This window comes from Methylomicrobium lacus LW14, assembly GCF_000527095.1.
GTDB lineage: Bacteria > Pseudomonadota > Gammaproteobacteria > Methylococcales > Methylomonadaceae > Methylomicrobium > Methylomicrobium lacus.
The window spans coordinates 2,529,774-2,545,034 of sequence record NZ_AZUN01000001.1 but is presented as its reverse complement, the minus strand read 5'-3'; the positions used below and the strand labels follow the sequence as shown (position 1 = coordinate 2,545,034).

General features: G+C 56.8%; 13 protein-coding genes and 2 tRNA genes. 11 read left to right on the top strand and 4 right to left on the bottom strand.

Translation table 11 applies throughout. The annotated features are described in order from the left end of the window. Window positions 1–114 precede the first annotated feature (114 nt). Entirely contained in the window at window positions 115–516 is a 402-nt protein-coding gene (locus tag METLA_RS0111540) for a hypothetical protein (RefSeq protein ID WP_024298701.1), read from the bottom strand. Between the two features lie 103 nt (window positions 517–619). On the opposite strand from METLA_RS0111540, the gene METLA_RS0111535 reads away from it, so the two are divergent. After that, the gene (locus METLA_RS0111535; RefSeq protein ID WP_024298700.1) at window positions 620–814 is read left to right on the top strand and encodes a hypothetical protein; all 195 of its coding nucleotides are present in this window, start codon (window positions 620–622) and stop codon (window positions 812–814) included. Here METLA_RS0111535 and METLA_RS0111530 read toward each other — a convergent pair. Continuing rightward, window positions 811–1,344: a Slp family lipoprotein gene (locus METLA_RS0111530; RefSeq protein WP_024298699.1), complete on the bottom strand. Its 534-nt coding sequence runs from the start codon at window positions 1,342–1,344 to the stop codon at window positions 811–813. The two genes, METLA_RS0111535 and METLA_RS0111530, sit on opposite strands and share 4 nt — an antisense overlap. Window positions 1,345–1,546: 202 nt before the next feature. Between METLA_RS0111530 and lon the strand changes: the two genes are divergently transcribed. The 5 genes from lon to METLA_RS0111505 all read left to right on the top strand — a co-directional run bounded on the left by lon (window position 1,547) and on the right by METLA_RS0111505 (window position 6,585). Continuing rightward, the gene (gene lon, locus METLA_RS0111525) at window positions 1,547–3,979 is read left to right on the top strand and encodes an endopeptidase La (protein ID WP_024298698.1); all 2,433 of its coding nucleotides are present in this window, start codon (window positions 1,547–1,549) and stop codon (window positions 3,977–3,979) included. 192 nt (window positions 3,980–4,171) lie between these two features. Continuing rightward, window positions 4,172–4,441, top strand: coding sequence for an HU family DNA-binding protein (locus METLA_RS0111520; RefSeq protein WP_024298697.1), 270 nt, complete (start codon window positions 4,172–4,174; stop codon window positions 4,439–4,441). 15 nt (window positions 4,442–4,456) lie between these two features. After that, window positions 4,457–4,532 (top strand) — tRNA-Val (locus METLA_RS0111515). A gap of 6 nt (window positions 4,533–4,538) precedes the next feature. Continuing rightward, window positions 4,539–4,615: transfer RNA gene (locus METLA_RS0111510), tRNA-Asp, on the top strand. Between the two features lie 89 nt (window positions 4,616–4,704). Continuing rightward, window positions 4,705–6,585, top strand: a complete 1,881-nt coding sequence (locus METLA_RS0111505; protein ID WP_024298696.1) for a SurA N-terminal domain-containing protein — start codon at window positions 4,705–4,707, stop codon at window positions 6,583–6,585. Window positions 6,586–6,684: 99 nt separating this feature from the next. Here METLA_RS0111505 and METLA_RS0111500 read toward each other — a convergent pair whose 3' ends face one another. Together METLA_RS0111500 and METLA_RS0111495 are read right to left on the bottom strand one after the other, a co-directional pair. Next, window positions 6,685–7,167: a YajQ family cyclic di-GMP-binding protein gene (locus METLA_RS0111500; protein ID WP_024298695.1), complete on the bottom strand. Its 483-nt coding sequence runs from the start codon at window positions 7,165–7,167 to the stop codon at window positions 6,685–6,687. A 106-nt stretch (window positions 7,168–7,273) separates the two neighbouring features. Continuing rightward, window positions 7,274–8,509, bottom strand: coding sequence for a multifunctional CCA addition/repair protein (locus tag METLA_RS0111495; protein ID WP_024298694.1), 1,236 nt, complete (start codon window positions 8,507–8,509; stop codon window positions 7,274–7,276). A 93-nt stretch (window positions 8,510–8,602) separates the two neighbouring features. Here METLA_RS0111495 and METLA_RS0111490 point away from each other — a divergent pair, with 93 nt between their 5' ends. The 5 genes from METLA_RS0111490 to argS all read left to right on the top strand — a co-directional run bounded on the left by METLA_RS0111490 (window position 8,603) and on the right by argS (window position 15,260). Beyond that, entirely contained in the window at window positions 8,603–9,394 is a 792-nt protein-coding gene (locus METLA_RS0111490; protein WP_024298693.1) for a sulfite exporter TauE/SafE family protein, read from the top strand. Next, window positions 9,385–9,549, top strand: a complete 165-nt coding sequence (locus METLA_RS22955; RefSeq protein WP_161635405.1) for a hypothetical protein — start codon at window positions 9,385–9,387, stop codon at window positions 9,547–9,549. Before METLA_RS0111490 ends, METLA_RS22955 begins: the two co-directional genes overlap by 10 nt. Further along, on the top strand, window positions 9,542–10,060 hold the full coding sequence (locus METLA_RS0111480; protein ID WP_029646613.1) for a disulfide bond formation protein B: 519 nt from the start codon (window positions 9,542–9,544) through the stop codon (window positions 10,058–10,060). Before METLA_RS22955 ends, METLA_RS0111480 begins: the two co-directional genes overlap by 8 nt. A gap of 346 nt (window positions 10,061–10,406) precedes the next feature. Then, entirely contained in the window at window positions 10,407–12,635 is a 2,229-nt protein-coding gene (locus METLA_RS0111470; protein WP_024298691.1) for a primosomal protein N', read from the top strand. A gap of 864 nt (window positions 12,636–13,499) precedes the next feature. Beyond that, window positions 13,500–15,260, top strand: coding sequence for an arginine--tRNA ligase (gene argS, locus METLA_RS0111460; RefSeq protein WP_024298689.1), 1,761 nt, complete (start codon window positions 13,500–13,502; stop codon window positions 15,258–15,260). Window position 15,261 lies beyond the last annotated feature (1 nt).

The following is a 15,261-nucleotide window of genomic DNA, read 5'->3' as shown; positions in this document are numbered from 1 at the left end:
GGCAGCGCCGCTCTGGATGACACAGGCAATTCGATGAGAGAACGCGCTAAAAAAAGCAAGATTCGCTGAAAAGCCTGACGGTTATAGCTTCCTCTTCAGGAAGACATCAGAACTTTAAATGACCGGAGGCGCGCGCGGAGATAGCGACGAAGAGCGCGGCCGCGACAGCAACAAAGGAGGATGGGGGAATTCTGCTAGAGGATGGGATTCGGCATCGGTGTCGAAAATCCAGGCCAGAAGCGGCAGGCATTCGCCGCCGGAAGGCTTTTCGACCGAGTGGGCGCGTTTTTCACGCATGCCGTCATCGATCGCAACGATGCAGTCTTTCGCTGCCGCGTAACTTGCCTCGGGTTGGCTGGCGATGCTGCCGCCGGAAGCGCTGCTGTAGGCTTCAAGACCCGGAATATGCAGGCCGAAATGCGTGTCGCGCTGTCCCGCATGCGCATGCAACAACGGCGCAAAAAATTGCAGGATGACCAGCAAAAGCGGCAAAAGTGAGCGAATCGATAACGACATGGCGGTGAAAGTGGATATCCGTCCGCTTATTATACGCTCTAAGCTTAATCCAATATGAAATTTAAATGACTTAGGCCGGGGGCTGGGAATTGAAATAGACGTTGTGAAAACGCGGCGAACCATCGGGACGAATGCGTCCAAGGGCAGCGTTTTTCGGTTCGGATCAAACGCCGGATTATCGTATTTCTCGCAAAAGGTGGACGATGTCGGTCATTGGATCGCGGCCCGCGCGATCACCGCGCTGTGCAAACGGCTGGCGCTGGACCGCGTTTTAGCGGGCACGGCGTTAGGGCGCTAATAGCGCGGATAAATTCCGTAGTAACCGCCCCAAAAATACGGATAACCGTAATAGCGGTAATAGCCGGGATAATAGCCTTCATAATAATAAGGCAGGGGCTCATACTCCGGCCACAGATGCAGCGTAGTGGCCTTGATCACCGGTAGCCTGAGCGGCTTTTTACCGACCAGCAGCTCCTGGTCGCCGTTCAGCACGCCGGCCGCGGTGATCTCTTGCTCCTTGGCATAGATCGCCGGATCGAGAAACTCGCTGCTGTCGACATAAAAGCGGCCCTGATGCGGCTTGTCGCGAATCGGACGGCCGTAACTGTTCAGCGGATAGGCCATCACCTGCAAACGGGTAAAGGCTTGCTCGTTCTGCACGTCGATGATCACGCCGCCCCAGCGCACCGGCGAGCCTTGATAACGCGTAATATCGGCGCTCGCTTGCGGGTATGAAATATCGATCGCCGGCGGGTCTTCGATCGCTGGCGGCAGGGTTGAGCAGCCGGTTAATGGCAACAACAGGATCAGCGATAATAGGATTTTCATTGCAGGCCTCCATGAGCGTTGCGGGCGCGTTTCCGCCGCTAACAAAATTTTGAGTCGGATGTTGCACCATTAATAGGGTAACGGGTCAAAATTGGACGCTTATTAAGACTCTTAATATCGCGAATAATTTTCCGGGGAGCTTGCTATTTTTCAGGACATCCCCATAATCACAATTCCAAGAACAGTGTTGAAGGTTCCTTGAATGGACACACAGAAAGATTTAGACATACCACAACCCCTATCGCTGGTGCCGGTGTTGCCGCTGCGCGATGTGGTGGTTTATCCGCACATGGTGATTCCATTATTCGTCGGCCGGGAGCGTTCGATCGATGCGCTGGACGCCGCGATGAAGGACAATAAACAAATTTTGCTGGTCGCGCAGCGCGAAGCCGAGGTCGATGAACCGGAGTTCGACGATCTCTACCGGATTGGTACGCTGGCGAATATTCTGCAATTGCTGAAACTGCCCGACGGCACGGTCAAGGTGCTGGTCGAAGGCAGCGAGCGCAGCCAGGTATTGAAATATGTCGAAACCGGCAGCTATTTTTCGGCCCAGGTCCAGACGCTTGAAGACCAGTTGACCTCATCCGTACAGGAACAGGAAGTCTTGCAGCGCACCGCGATCAGTTCGTTCGATCAATACGTCAAGCTGAATAACAAGATACCGCCCGAAGTGTTGAACGCGCTGGCCGGCATCGATGACCTGAGCCGCCTGGCCGACACGATCGCCGCGCACATGGCGTTGAAAGTGAACGAGAAACAGAACATTCTCGAAGCCATGGATGTCGGCAAGCGGCTGGAAAGTTTGATGACCTATATGGAAGGCGAGGTCGATCTGCTCGAAATGGAAAAGCGCATCCGCGTGCGCGTGAAGCAGCAAATGGAAAAGAATCAAAGGGAATATTATCTGAATGAGCAGATGAAGGCGATTCAGAAGGAGCTCGGCGAAATCGAAAATGCGCCGAATGAAACCGAGGATCTCGAAAACAAGATCGAAGATGCCGGCATGTCCAAGGAAGCCAAGACCAAGGCGCTGGCCGAATTGAACAAGCTGAAGCTGATGTCGCCGATGTCGGCCGAAGCGACCGTGGTCAGGAACTACATCGACTGGATGGTCAATGTGCCCTGGAAGCAAAAGACCAAGGTCCGCCACGATCTGAAAATCGCCGAACAGGTATTGGAAGAAGATCATTTCGGACTTGAAAGGGTCAAGGAACGGATTCTCGAATACCTGGCCGTGCAACAGCGCGTCAAACAATTGAAGGGGCCGATCCTGTGTCTGGTCGGGCCTCCGGGCGTCGGCAAGACCTCGCTCGGCGAGTCGATCGCGCGCGCGACCAACCGCAAATATGTGCGGATGGCGCTCGGCGGCGTGCGCGACGAAGCCGAAATCCGCGGTCACCGCCGCACTTATATCGGTTCGATGCCGGGCAAGATTCTGCAAAATCTGGCCAAGGTGAAGACGCGCAATCCGATGTTCCTGCTCGACGAGATCGACAAGATGGCCGCCGATTTCCGCGGCGATCCGGCCTCCGCCTTGCTGGAGGTGCTGGACCCCGAACAGAACCATACCTTCTCTGACCATTATCTGGAAGTCGATTTCGATCTGTCCGATGTGATGTTCGTCGCGACCGCGAATACGATGAACATTCCGCCGGCGCTGCTGGACCGTATGGAAGTGATTCGTCTGGCCGGATATACCGAGGACGAAAAAATCAATATCGCGATGCGCTATCTGATTCCGAAGCAGGTCAAGAACAACGGGCTGAAAGCGCAGGAGATCGAGATTACCGAGGCGGCCGTGCGCGACATGATTCGTTATTACACGCGCGAGGCGGGTGTCCGCGGCTTGGAACGCGACATTTCGAAGGTGTGCCGGAAAGTGGTCAAATTGCTGCTGCTCAAGCCGGCGGATCATAAGACAGAGGTCACGCCGGAAAATCTGGACAGCTTTTTGGGCGTGCGCCGTTTCGATTACGGTCTGGCCGAGGAACATGATCAGGTCGGTCAGGTCACAGGACTTGCCTGGACCGAAGTCGGCGGCGAATTGCTGACCATCGAAACGGCGGTGATTCCGGGCAAGGGCAAGCATTCCTCGACCGGCAAGCTCGGCGAGGTGATGAAGGAATCGATCGAGGCGGCGATGACGGTCGTCAGAAGCCGCGCGGAGATTCTGGGCATCGCCAATGAAGTATTCCAGACCAACGACATCCACATCCATGTCCCGGAAGGCGCGACCCCGAAAGACGGTCCGAGCGCGGGCATCGGCATGTGCACCGCGATCATTTCGGCGCTGACCAAGATTCCGGTGCGCGCGAACGTCGCGATGACCGGCGAGATCACGCTGCGCGGCGAAGTCTTGCCGATCGGCGGTCTGAAGGAAAAACTCTTGGCCGCGCATCGGGGCGGCATCACGACAGTATTGATTCCGGCCGACAATGCGAAGGATTTGGCGGAGATTCCGGAAAACATCAAGCAGAACCTGGACATCAAGCCGGTGCACTGGATCGATGAAGTCCTGGCTGTCGCCCTGCAATCTTTGCCGACGCCCACGGTAAAAAACGAGGCCGACGACAAGGCGAAGGCCGAACTCGATTCGGTCAAAATCAAAAATCAAGGATTGACCGCGCATTGATCGGTCTTTGTTTTGTGACGAACGCGCAGAAATGCAGGCATTCTGCGCGTTCCGAGCTTGACAGTCGGCGATGGCGCTTGATATAAAGAGCGCTTTCTTGTGTGGTTTTCATGCACCCATAAGAATTGAAGCGGGTTATTGTTGAACGAGCAACCAAGAACATACAGAATAGAACTTCCTTAAGGGGGAATAATGAATAAATCGGAATTGATTGACGCAATCGCACAAAATGCAGGATTGACCAAGGCAGACGCCGGCCGTGCGCTGGACGGCTTTATCAAAGCAGTCGAAGAGACCTTGAAAGCAGGCGATTCGGTCACTTTGGTCGGCTTCGGCACCTTTTCTGTGAAGGAAAGACCAGAGCGTAAAGGCCGTAATCCGCAGACCGGAGAAGAAATTACGATCAAGGCTGCAAAAATTCCTGCATTTAAAGTTGGCAAATCTTTAAAAGATGCTGTATAATACAATCTTTAAGTCGGGTGCTTAGCTCAGCTGGGAGAGCATCGCCCTTACAAGGCGAGGGTCGGGGGTTCGAACCCCTCAGCACCCACCAGACTTTGGAGCGGTAGTTCAGTTGGTTAGAATACCGGCCTGTCACGCCGGTGGTCGCGGGTTCGAGCCCCGTCCGCTCCGCCAAAATAAGAAAGCCCCGTACCGTTCGGTCCGGGGCTTTTTTTTTAACCGGGTTTTTCCTACTATCGTGTGGTTTCTTTAGGACAGAGCATATGCTGGCGACAATCAGAGAAAAGGCGCAAGGTGCGTTCGCATGGGTCATCTTGCTAGTGATCGGTGTTCCGTTTGCGTTATGGGGCATTAATAATTATATCGACGCCGCCAAAGTCGCGCCGGTCGCTTCGGTTGGCGATAAGGATTTTTTCCAGAACGATGTGAACCGCGCCTATGAGCAATACGCCCAGAACTTGCGCGGAATGGGCATCGACGAAGCCACGCTGAAAGCCCAGGCGCTCGATAAACTGATCAAGGACGAAGTCCTGCTGCAATATGCGCATGCGAAGGGCCTGGTTGCGACCGATCAGGAAGCGCGCGACTTTATTAAAGAACTTGATTATTTCAAGGTCGACGGCAAATTCAACGAAGATCGTTATAAATCGTTGTTGAATGCGCAGAGAATGTCCTCGAATGATTTCGTCGCCAGGATCAAGAATGCGCTGATCATGCAGCAACTGCAAGGCAGCGTGACCGATACCAGTTTTGCGACTTCCTACGATGTCGAGAGCTTTTTCAAGATTCAGAATCAGCAGCGCGATTTCGAGTATGTGACCGTGACGCCGCCGAAACTGACCGAGCAGCCTGCCAACGAAGAAGTCAACGCGTATTATCAGCAACACCAGGACCAATATAAATCGCCCGAGCAGATCTCGGTCGCTTATGTGGAACTGTCGCTCGAGGCGATCGCACAAAAAGTCGAAGTGACCGATGACAAGCTGAAAGCGTATTATGCGGAGCAAAAGGACCAGTACAGCACGCCGGAACGCCGGAAAATAAGCCATATTCTGTTTGCGGTCAACGCGCAAACCGACGACAAGGCCGCGCTCGCCAAGGCGCAAAAAGCCAAAGCCGATCTGGCTGGCAAGGATTTCGCAAAGCTGGCCGCGGAAGTGTCTGACGACAAGCTGACCGCGAAGAGCGGCGGCGATTTGGGCCTGTTCAATGCCGGCGCGATGGAAAAATCGTTCGAAGACGCGGTCGGCAAGCTGAAGCTGGGCGAAGTGTCGGAGCCGGTCAAATCCTCGTTCGGCTACCACCTGATCAAGGTGACCGAACTGGTGCCGGGCGAAACCAAGCCGTTCGAGAGCGTGAAGGCCGAGGTGACGAAGGCGTATCAAAAATCGCAGGCCGAAGCGGTTTTCTATGATTCCGGCGAAAAACTGGCCGAGATGAGTTATGAAAATCCGGATAACCTGGATACGGTCGCGAAAGCCTTGGGCCTGACGCTCAATAAAACCGATTTCTTTACCAAGGCTGCCGGCACCGGCATTGCCGCAAATCCGAAGATTCGCGAAGCGGCATTCACCGAGGAAGTGCTGCAAGGCAACAACAGCACGCCGGTCGAAATCAGCGCCGAACATGTGGTCGTGCTGCGTAAGCTCGAACACAAGCCGGCCGCGATTCAGGCGCTGGACAGCGTAAAAGCCGGCATCAGCGCCGAGCTGCTGGCCGAAAAAGCCAAGAAGCAGGCATCAGCAACGGCGCAAAAACTGAAGGATGCGTTGAGAAAGGGCGAAACCCTCGCGAATCTGGCTGCCAGCGAAAAGCTCGAAGTGAAAAAGCTGACCGGCTATACGCGCGGTAAAACCGAGATTCCGGACGCGCTCAGCGATGCGGTATTCAAGGCCGCGAAACCGGTCGGCGGCAAGCCGACGATCCTGGTGGCCGAGTTGCCTGACGGCGCGCAGGCGGTGGTCAGCCTGAACCGGGTTGCCCCGGGCGTGATGAGCGAGGACGACAAGAAGAAAATGGATCTTGCGACCAAGAATATCGCGAAGGCATTCGGGCAAGCCGATTTCAATGCGATGCTGGAAATGCTCGAAGCGGATGCGGATATCGAGATCAACAAACCGGACGGCGACGCCAAGACGCAGTAAACGAAGTAAACAAAAAAGGGAGCGCTAAGCTCCCTTTTTTTGTCCTTTTGCGGCCGTATCATCGAGGCTTTGGTTGGCCTGGCGCGATTCAGGCCGAGGTCAATCCCGGAAATTGATATACTGCAACGGCATCTCCAGGTTTTCCTGCTTCAACATCTGAATCACTTCCTGTAGGTCGTCGCGCTGCTTGCCGGTGATCCGCACTTGATCGCCCTGGATCGCGGCCTGCACCTTCAATTTTTTGTCTTTGACCAGCTTGACGATTTTTTTGGCCAGCAGGCTTTCGATGCCTTGCTTGAGGGTGATTTTCTGGCGCACGATCTTGCCGCTGGCTTTCGGTTCGGCGATGTCCATGCAGGCGATATCGACGCCGCGCTTGGTCAGCTTGGACTGTACGATGTCGAGCATCTGTTGCAGTTGAAATTCCGAGCCGGATGTCATCAAGAGTTTATTGTCGCTCAGTTCGTAGCTGGAATTCGAGCCTTTGAAGTCGAAGCGGGTGGTGACTTCCTTGTTGGCCTGGTCAACCGCGTTGCGGGCTTCCTGTTTGTCGAATTCGGAAACGATGTCAAAAGAGGGCATTGATAGGTGATCGTTTGTTAAAAATGGAATTTTTACTATAACGAGGATTGCCTCTCGATTCAACCGGAATCCGCCGCGCATCTGAGGCACAAAAATCCAAGCGGCTTTATCCTTTCGGTTGCTGCTTGCTGAAGTCGTTGATCGCCGCGATGCGCAGGCGGCGGATCGCTTCGCCGATTTCGGCGCCCTTCAAGCCGCCGTTCAGTATCGGCGCGGTATCGGCCGCGGCGCCGGCCCGCGCGGCGCCGCGCAGGAAGTCGGCCTGCGGGTAAGGCCGCTCCTCGAAGCCGGTGCGGCCCCTGGCGTCCGCTTCGCAGGCCAACAGGAAGTCTTCGAGCAGGGAATGCCGCGGCTTGAAGGCGCCGAGCGCGGCCAAGGTATCGGTCAAGGTGCCGGGGCGCAGGTCGAACACTTTATGGCAGTGGGTATGGAAGCGCGCGACCTGCATCGCCAGGGCTTTGTACGCATTCGGCACGCGTAGACGCTCACACAGCGTTTCGAGCACGGCGAGGCCTTTGTGCTCATGATCGTAATGATGCGGCCAGTTTTCTTTCGGGGTGACGCCTTTGCCGAGATCATGCGTCAGCGCGGCGAAGCGGACTATCGGATTATTCGACAAGTGCGCGGCCTGATTCAGGCAGAGCAGGGTATGCACACCGGTATCGATTTCGGGATGATGTTTTTCGGGCTGCGGCACGCCGAACAGGTGGTCGATTTCCGGGAATACCGCCGCGAGCGCGTCGCAGTCTCTGAGGGTTTCGAAAAACGCGGCGGGGCGAGGTTCTTTCAGCGCCTTGACCAACTCGGCCCAGACGCGTTCCGGGACCAGGAAATCGGCTTCGCCGGCCGCAACCATCTGCCGCATCAGCGCGAGGGTTTCCGGCGCGATCGTGAAGCCGAGGCGCTGATAACGGGCCGCGAAGCGGGCGATGCGCAGGATCCGTACCGGATCTTCCGCGAAAGCCGGCGACACATGGCGCAGGATGCGTTTTTCGAGATCGGCCCTGCCGCCGTAGGGATCGACGAGTCGGCCTTCGGCGCTCATCGCCATCGCATTGATCGTCAGATCGCGGCGCAGTAAATCCTGCTCCAGCGTTACGTCCGGCGCCGCATCGACCGCAAATCCCCTGTAGCCGCGTGCGGTCTTGCGTTCGGTCCGGGCCAGCGCGTATTCCTCATGGCTGTCCGGGTGCAGAAACACCGGAAAATCCTTGCCGACCGGCCTGAAGCCCTGGCGCAGCATCGATTCGTTCGTCTCGCCGATCACCACCCAATCGCGCTCCTCCACCGGAAGCTTCAGCAAACCATCGCGCACCGCGCCGCCGACCAGATAAATTTCCATATCACATCACTTTATTTAACGATGCGTCTTAGCATAACATAGCGGGCAAGAGAGGGCGGCATTATCTGGCCGCCACAGGATTGAGGGGAAAACGTGGTCATCTTATTTTCAGCCAGCATGGTGCTGGGCGCGGTCGCGGGCCTGTTTGCGGGGCTGTTCGGCATTGGCGGCGGCCTGATCATGGTGCCGGTGTTGGCAATGCTGTTCGTTAGGCAGGGATTCGCCGCGGAGACCGTGATGATCATGGCGGTCGCGACCTCGCTGGCGACGATCATGCTGACCGCCGTGGCGTCGGTGCTCGCGCATCACCGGCTCGGTGCGGTATTATGGGGCAAGGTCCTGCGCCTCGCGCCCGGCATCATGGCGGGCTCTGCGCTCGGCGCCGTGATTGCGGATAAAATTTCCGGCGAGACCTTGCGTTATCTCTTTATCGCCTATCTGTTGTACGCGGCGCTGCAACTGGCCATGCAGAGGAAGCCGAATGCCGGCCGGAAGCCTTCATCGCGGTTTCTGGATCATTTGGCCGGGCTGGTGATCGGCAGTCTGTCCGCGATCATCGGCATTGGCGGCGGCACGCTGACCGTGCCTTATCTGGTGCATTTTCAGATACCGATCCGCAATGCGGTCGCGGCGTCCAGCGCCTGCGGCCTGCCGATCGCGGTGGCCGGAGCGGCCAGTTATATCCTGTTGGGCTGGCGCTCGCCGCTGTTGCCGGAATGGAGTTTGGGGTATATTTATCTGCCTTCGTTTATCGGCATCGTCTTGACCAGCGTGATCACCGCGCCGATCGGTGCGAAGCTGGCCGGCATCATCCCGGCGCAAAAACTGAAGCGTTATTTCTCGTTATTGCTGCTGGCCGTGGCGGTGAAGATGCTATGGCTTTAGTCATCGCCGCCTTGATGGCGCTTTGCGGAAAGAAACAAGGGTTGCGGGTTTTGCAAACCCTCGATTCCGCTGCGCTGCATCGAGGCTACCTGTTTATTTTATTGAAGATTTTTACGGATTACTTGAATTGCAACTGGCGGGTATTGAATGAATAAAAATTGGCTCGAACGGATCAGATTGACCCCGCGTCTCTGGTTTTTGCTCGGTTTTCTGGGCTGCGCATTTCTGCTCTCGATGGGCGCCTATTTTCAGTTCGTCGGCGGACTGGAGCCCTGTCCGTTATGCATTTCCCAGCGCATCGCGATTTTGCTGACCGGCATCGTGTTTTTGCTGGCGAGCCTGCATAATCCCGGCGTCGCCGGCGTCAAGGCCTACGCGATACTCGGCGCGTTGACCGCCTTGGGCGGCGGCGCGATTTCGACGCGTCATGTCTGGCTGCAGCATCTGCCGCCCGAGGAAGTGCCGGAATGCGGGCCCGGGCTCGAATATATCTTCAACAACTTTCCGTTGACCGAAACGCTGAAACTGATGCTGAGCGGCACCGGCGACTGCGCGAAAGTCGACTGGACTTTTATGGGTCTGAGCATGCCGGGCTGGACCCTGGTCGCATTTTTGTTGCTGGCGGCGTTGAGCCTGCTGCAATTTTGGAATGCTAAGCCAAATTGATCGGCCTTCTTGGGCGGGGACAGGATTCCATCATGGCCTATTGTGTCCCCGGTCTTGACAAGTTATGCACCGATTGGATTGGGCCTTCCGGTAGCGCGTTTGATCGATGGATTAGTCAAAAAATCGGCGTTTAGCTTTTTTATTTTGACTCAAGTCATTGAAAATAAATTAAAAAAATGACAAGGTCATTTTTTGGTCAAATTAACAAAACTGTAATAAAAACCGCAATTAAGCGCAGTTAAAAAGTCTTTGTCCACAGACTTATCCACAGCTTTTGTGGGTAACTCGAAGTAATCCCCGAGATAGAGCAACTTAGCGCTCATTTTTAATCCCCACTGTAATTTCTATGCCAGAGTTGCCGCAAGACCATCCGCCCGTTCTTCGGGTGGCCATCGATGTGCCACTGTATCGTTTATTCGATTATGCAGCGCCGGAGGCGGTCGATCCTGATTCGCTCAAACCCGGCCTGCGCTTAGCGGTGCCGTTCGGCAGCACGCAGAAGACCGCGTATCTGGTCGGCGTGGAAGAGGCCAGCGAATTGAGCCGGAAGCAATTAAAACCTGTGGCGCGGATTCTCGATCACAAGCCCTTGTTGGCGCCGGACGATTTGCGCCTTCTGCATTGGGCGGCGCGTTACTATCACCATCCCTTGGGTGAGGTGTTCGCCGCGGCCTTTCCGGTCGGGCTGCGGCAGGGCAAGGCCGCGCTGCTCGATCTTCCGATACGCTATGCGCTGACCGACGCAGGCCGGGCGTTCGATCCGGCGGGGCTGCAAAGAGCGCCGAAACAAAAACAACTGCTGGAAACGTTGCAGAGCAGCCCGAACGGTGTGAACGCGGAACAATTGTCCGCGGCGGTCGAAAATTGGCGGCCCGCGTTGAAGCCATTGGCCGCGAAGGGTTTAGTCAAGATCGATGACAGCATCATCCCGCCGGATGCCGCGCTGCCGCTGATCAAGGGAACTCCGATCGAATGCAATCCCGACCAGGCGGTGGCGATTACTGAAGTCTGCGATGGACTCGGCCGCTTCGGCGTGTTCCTGCTCGAAGGCGTGACCGGCAGCGGCAAGACCGAAGTGTACATGCAGATCATCCGGCAGGTGCTGGAACGCGGCCAGCAGGTGCTGGTGCTGCTGCCCGAAATCACGCTGACGCCGCAGCTCGAAAACCGCTTTCGGCAGCGTTTTGCGGTGAACATCGCGGTGTCGCATTCGAAACTGACCGATGCCCAGCGCCAGACCGCCTGGCTGTCGATGCAGCAGGGCGCCTGCTCGATTCTGCTCGGGACCCGTTCGGCGCTGTTTACGCCGCTGCCGAGGCCTGGGCTGATCATCCTGGACGAGGAGCACGACACCTCGTTCAAACAGCAGGAAGGCTTCCGTTTTTCCGCGCGCGATGTCGCTATCGTGCGCGGAAAATTGTTGAACATTCCGGTAGTGCTCGGCTCCGCGACGCCGTCGCTGGAGAGCCTGTATAACGCGCAGTCGGGACGCTATCGCTGGCTGCAATTGCCGAACCGTGCCGGCAACGCCTCGGCGCCTCGGGTCCGCCTGCTCGACATCCGCAACAAGGCCCTGCATGAAGGCATCTCCGCCGCCTTGCTCGCGGAGATCCGCCAAACCCTGGACAAGAACGAGCAGGTGCTGCTGTTCCTGAACCGACGCGGCTTCGCGCCGACCCTGATCTGCCACGACTGCGGCTGGGTCGCGCGCTGCGTGCATTGCGATGCGAACCTGGTGATTCATTTTCGTGAACAAAAGCTGCGCTGCCATCACTGCGCCGGTGAACAGCCGGTCGTGAAATCGTGCCCTTCCTGCACCGGCGGCAATTTGAGGCCGCTCGGCCTCGGCACCGAGCGTGTCGAACAAGTCCTGCCCGAACTGTTTCCGGGTAAAACGGTCGTTCGCCTGGACCGCGATACCACGCAGCGCAAAGGTTCGCTCGAAAATTATCTGCGCCAGATCAACGAAGGCCAGGCGGACATCATCCTCGGCACGCAGATGCTCGCGAAAGGCCATCATTTCCCGAATGTGACGCTGGTCGCTATCCTCGACACCGACAGCGGCTTGTACAGCATCGATTTTCACGCCGCCGAAAAACTCGCACAGATGATCGTGCAAGTGATCGGGCGTGCCGGACGCGAGGACAAGCTCGGCACGGTGATCCTGCAAACCCGCCATCCCGAGCATCCCTTGTTGACGACCTTGATCCGTGAGGGCTACAACGGTTTCGCCCGGCAGGCGCTGGACGAGCGCAAGGCGGCAGAGCTGCCGCCGTTCAGTTATCAGGCCTTGCTGAGGGTTCAGGCGAGCGATGCTTTCAGACCTAAGGCGTTTTTGGAGGAAGTCAAAAAACTGGCCGTCATGCTGCAGGCCGGAGAGACGCTGATCTTGGGCCCGGTTGCCGCGCCGATGGCGAAACGCGCAGGTCTCTACCGTTATCAGCTATTGTTACAGGATGCGAACCGGCAGACGCTGCAGCAATTGTTGGATAGCCTGACGCCGGCAATCGATAAAATCAAAAAGGAAAAGCATCTGCGCTGGTCGCTCGATGTCGACCCGGTGGATCTGTATTGAGGGAATTTTCGATTCCGCACAAACTCCGCCGCCCTGCCCACCCTCTCCGGCGGGAGCCGCGAGGAGCGGTGGGCCGTGCAGCGTTCTTGGCACCGCATTGCGCGGTTTGACCCGCCGCCAGGGCGCGGTGGCTTTGCCTGCCTTGGCGACAGTCGAGTCGCCGCGGGTCAGGCAAAGTTGGCCTGGTTGTTGCGGGTAAGCATGTTGCCTTCATTCGGCGCGGGTCGCCGTCGAGCATAGCGTTGAGCTGGAGCCGGCCGCCCAAAATGCAGGGCGGCTGAAGACTTGGCACGCGCCGGAAAACCACGCTGGGAGAGTGTTTTTCCGGATGGGGAAACACGTCGATGCGGCGCAGAGTCGTAGCGGTCGAGGCGGAGAACGGCATCGTTGATTGCTACGACGGCAGCGCGGCGGTTTTCACCGACATGAAGCGGAACAAGTTGACAAAGAGCGGAGCCGAGAAGGCTGGAGTCACTACGGGTATTGCATTAATCATTCAGCATATTCCATGCCAGAGAGCGTTTTTAAGCAAAAAGCGAAGCCATTGCGGGATATGACAAGAAGCAGGCAGGGATCCTCTTGGGCGTTTTGCACCGAGTTGGTGAGATTCCACGTGATATTGCACTGTTTTTGGACATGGATTACTCCTGCAGCGATGTGAAGACAGCGAAATTTTGTGTAGGGCGCTGGAATTCGAGGCTAAATCCCATGGCAAAGCGTTGCATTTCCTATCTGGAATGGGTTTTGCTAGCGTTCCATATATTGACTTTTCTCAATGCCAGCTGCCGGTCGGATGGATAATCCGGTGATTTTAATGGATAATGCACGCATATTTTTTCCGATTCTTTCATCTGTTTACCCGTAATGAAAAAAAAACTAGAGGTACTGCTGCGTCTGGCCGTTGAAACACTCAAAAGCGATGGCGCATTGCCCCAGGACGTAGAACCGTCCATCAACATCGAGCACAGCAAGGATCCCCTGCATGGCGATTTTGCATCGAATCTGGCCTTGATGCTGGCGAAGCCGGCCAAATCGAATCCACGGCAACTGGCCGATAAAATTGTCGCGGCGCTGCCGCAGGACGATGCGGTCACCAAAGTCGAAATCGCAGGGCCGGGTTTCATCAATTTCTTCATCGATCCCGTCGGTCAGTACGACATCATCCGCGCGATCCATGATCAGGGCGTCGAATTCGGTACCAGCAAGGCGGGCGCCGGCAAACGGGTGCAGGTCGAATTCGTCTCGGCGAACCCGACCGGCCCCCTGCATGTCGGTCATGGACGCGGCGCGGCCTACGGTTCGGTCGTCGCCGATCTGCTCGCGGCGGTCGGTTTCGACGTACACCGCGAGTATTATGTGAACGATGCCGGCCGCCAGATGGACATCCTGGCCACCAGCATTTGGCTCCGCTACCTCGAGGATTGCGGCGAAGTCGTGCATTTCCCGAGCAACGGCTACCGCGGCGAGTATGTGCGCGACATCTCCTGGGCGATTCATAAGGACTTGGGCGAAGACTTCCGTTTTTCGGTCGAGGCGGTGTTCGAAAACATTCCGCCCGACGAACCGCAGGGCGGCGACAAGGAAATCCATATCGATGCCTTGATCGCGCGGGCCAAGGATTTGCTCGGCAGCGCGCATTACGAACATTTTTTCCAGGCCGGCCTGAACAACATCCTGGACGACATTCGGGCCGACTTGCAGGAGTTCGGCGTCGACTATCAGGAATGGTTTTCCGAACGCAGCCTGATGGCGGATGATTCGGTCGCGAAAGCGCTCGACCGGCTGCGCGCCGGCGGCCATCTTTACGAACAGGACGGCGCGATCTGGTTTGCCTCGAGCCAACTCGGCGATGAAAAGGACCGCGTGGTGCAGCGCGAAAACGGCCAGTACACCTATTTCGCGTCCGATATCGCCTATCACATGAACAAGTTGGACCGGGGGTTCGAAGAGATCATCAATATCTGGGGCGCCGATCATCACGGTTATATTCCGCGGGTGAAGGCCGCGATGACCGCGCTCGGCGCCGACGCCTCCAAATTGAAGGTGCTGTTGGTGCAGTTTGCGACACTGTACCGCGGCGAAGAAAAGGTGCAGATGTCGACCCGTTCGGGCGAATTCGTCACTTTGAGACAGCTGCGCAACGAAGTCGGCAAGGATGCGGCGCGCTTCTTCTACGTGCTGCGCCGTTCCGAGCAGCACATGGATTTCGATTTGAAGCTGGCGACCTCCAGAACCAATGAAAACCCGGTGTTTTATGTGCAATATGCGCATGCGCGGGTGTGCAGCGTGTTCCGCCAGCTCGACGAGAAAGGGCTGGACAGAAACCTCCCGCTCGGCATGGAAAACCTGGGCTTGCTGAACGAGGAGCACGAGATGGCTTTGGTGGCCAAGCTGGCGCGCTATCCCGAGACGCTAGAACGCGCCGCGCTGCAACACGAGCCGCATCAGTTGATCCTGTATCTGCGCGAATTGGCGAACGACTTCCATGCCTACTATAACGCGCATAAGGTACTGGTCGAGGACGCGCCGTTGCGTAATGCCCGCTTGAATCTGATCGCCGCGGTCAGGCAGGTGTTGGCCAACGGCTTGGGATTGCTGAATATCACTACGCCTGAAACAATGTAAC

What these genes read in the sequence shown, in the direction of transcription:
- METLA_RS0111520 (WP_024298697.1), top strand. Translation starts at nt 4,172, where the DNA reads ATGAATAAATCGGAATTGATTGACGCAATCGCACAAAATGCAGGATTG.
- METLA_RS0111470 (WP_024298691.1), top strand. Translation starts at nt 10,407, where the DNA reads ATGCCAGAGTTGCCGCAAGACCATCCGCCCGTTCTTCGGGTGGCCATC.
- METLA_RS0111500 (WP_024298695.1), bottom strand. Translation starts at nt 7,167, where the DNA reads ATGCCCTCTTTTGACATCGTTTCCGAATTCGACAAACAGGAAGCCCGC.
- METLA_RS0111480 (WP_029646613.1), top strand. Translation starts at nt 9,542, where the DNA reads ATGAATAAAAATTGGCTCGAACGGATCAGATTGACCCCGCGTCTCTGG.
- lon (WP_024298698.1), top strand. Translation starts at nt 1,547, where the DNA reads ATGGACACACAGAAAGATTTAGACATACCACAACCCCTATCGCTGGTG.
- METLA_RS0111530 (WP_024298699.1), bottom strand. Translation starts at nt 1,344, where the DNA reads ATGAAAATCCTATTATCGCTGATCCTGTTGTTGCCATTAACCGGCTGC.
- METLA_RS0111505 (WP_024298696.1), top strand. Translation starts at nt 4,705, where the DNA reads ATGCTGGCGACAATCAGAGAAAAGGCGCAAGGTGCGTTCGCATGGGTC.
- argS (WP_024298689.1), top strand. Translation starts at nt 13,500, where the DNA reads ATGAAAAAAAAACTAGAGGTACTGCTGCGTCTGGCCGTTGAAACACTC.
- METLA_RS22955 (WP_161635405.1), top strand. Translation starts at nt 9,385, where the DNA reads ATGGCTTTAGTCATCGCCGCCTTGATGGCGCTTTGCGGAAAGAAACAA.
- METLA_RS0111540 (WP_024298701.1), bottom strand. Translation starts at nt 516, where the DNA reads ATGTCGTTATCGATTCGCTCACTTTTGCCGCTTTTGCTGGTCATCCTG.
- METLA_RS0111495 (WP_024298694.1), bottom strand. Translation starts at nt 8,509, where the DNA reads ATGGAAATTTATCTGGTCGGCGGCGCGGTGCGCGATGGTTTGCTGAAG.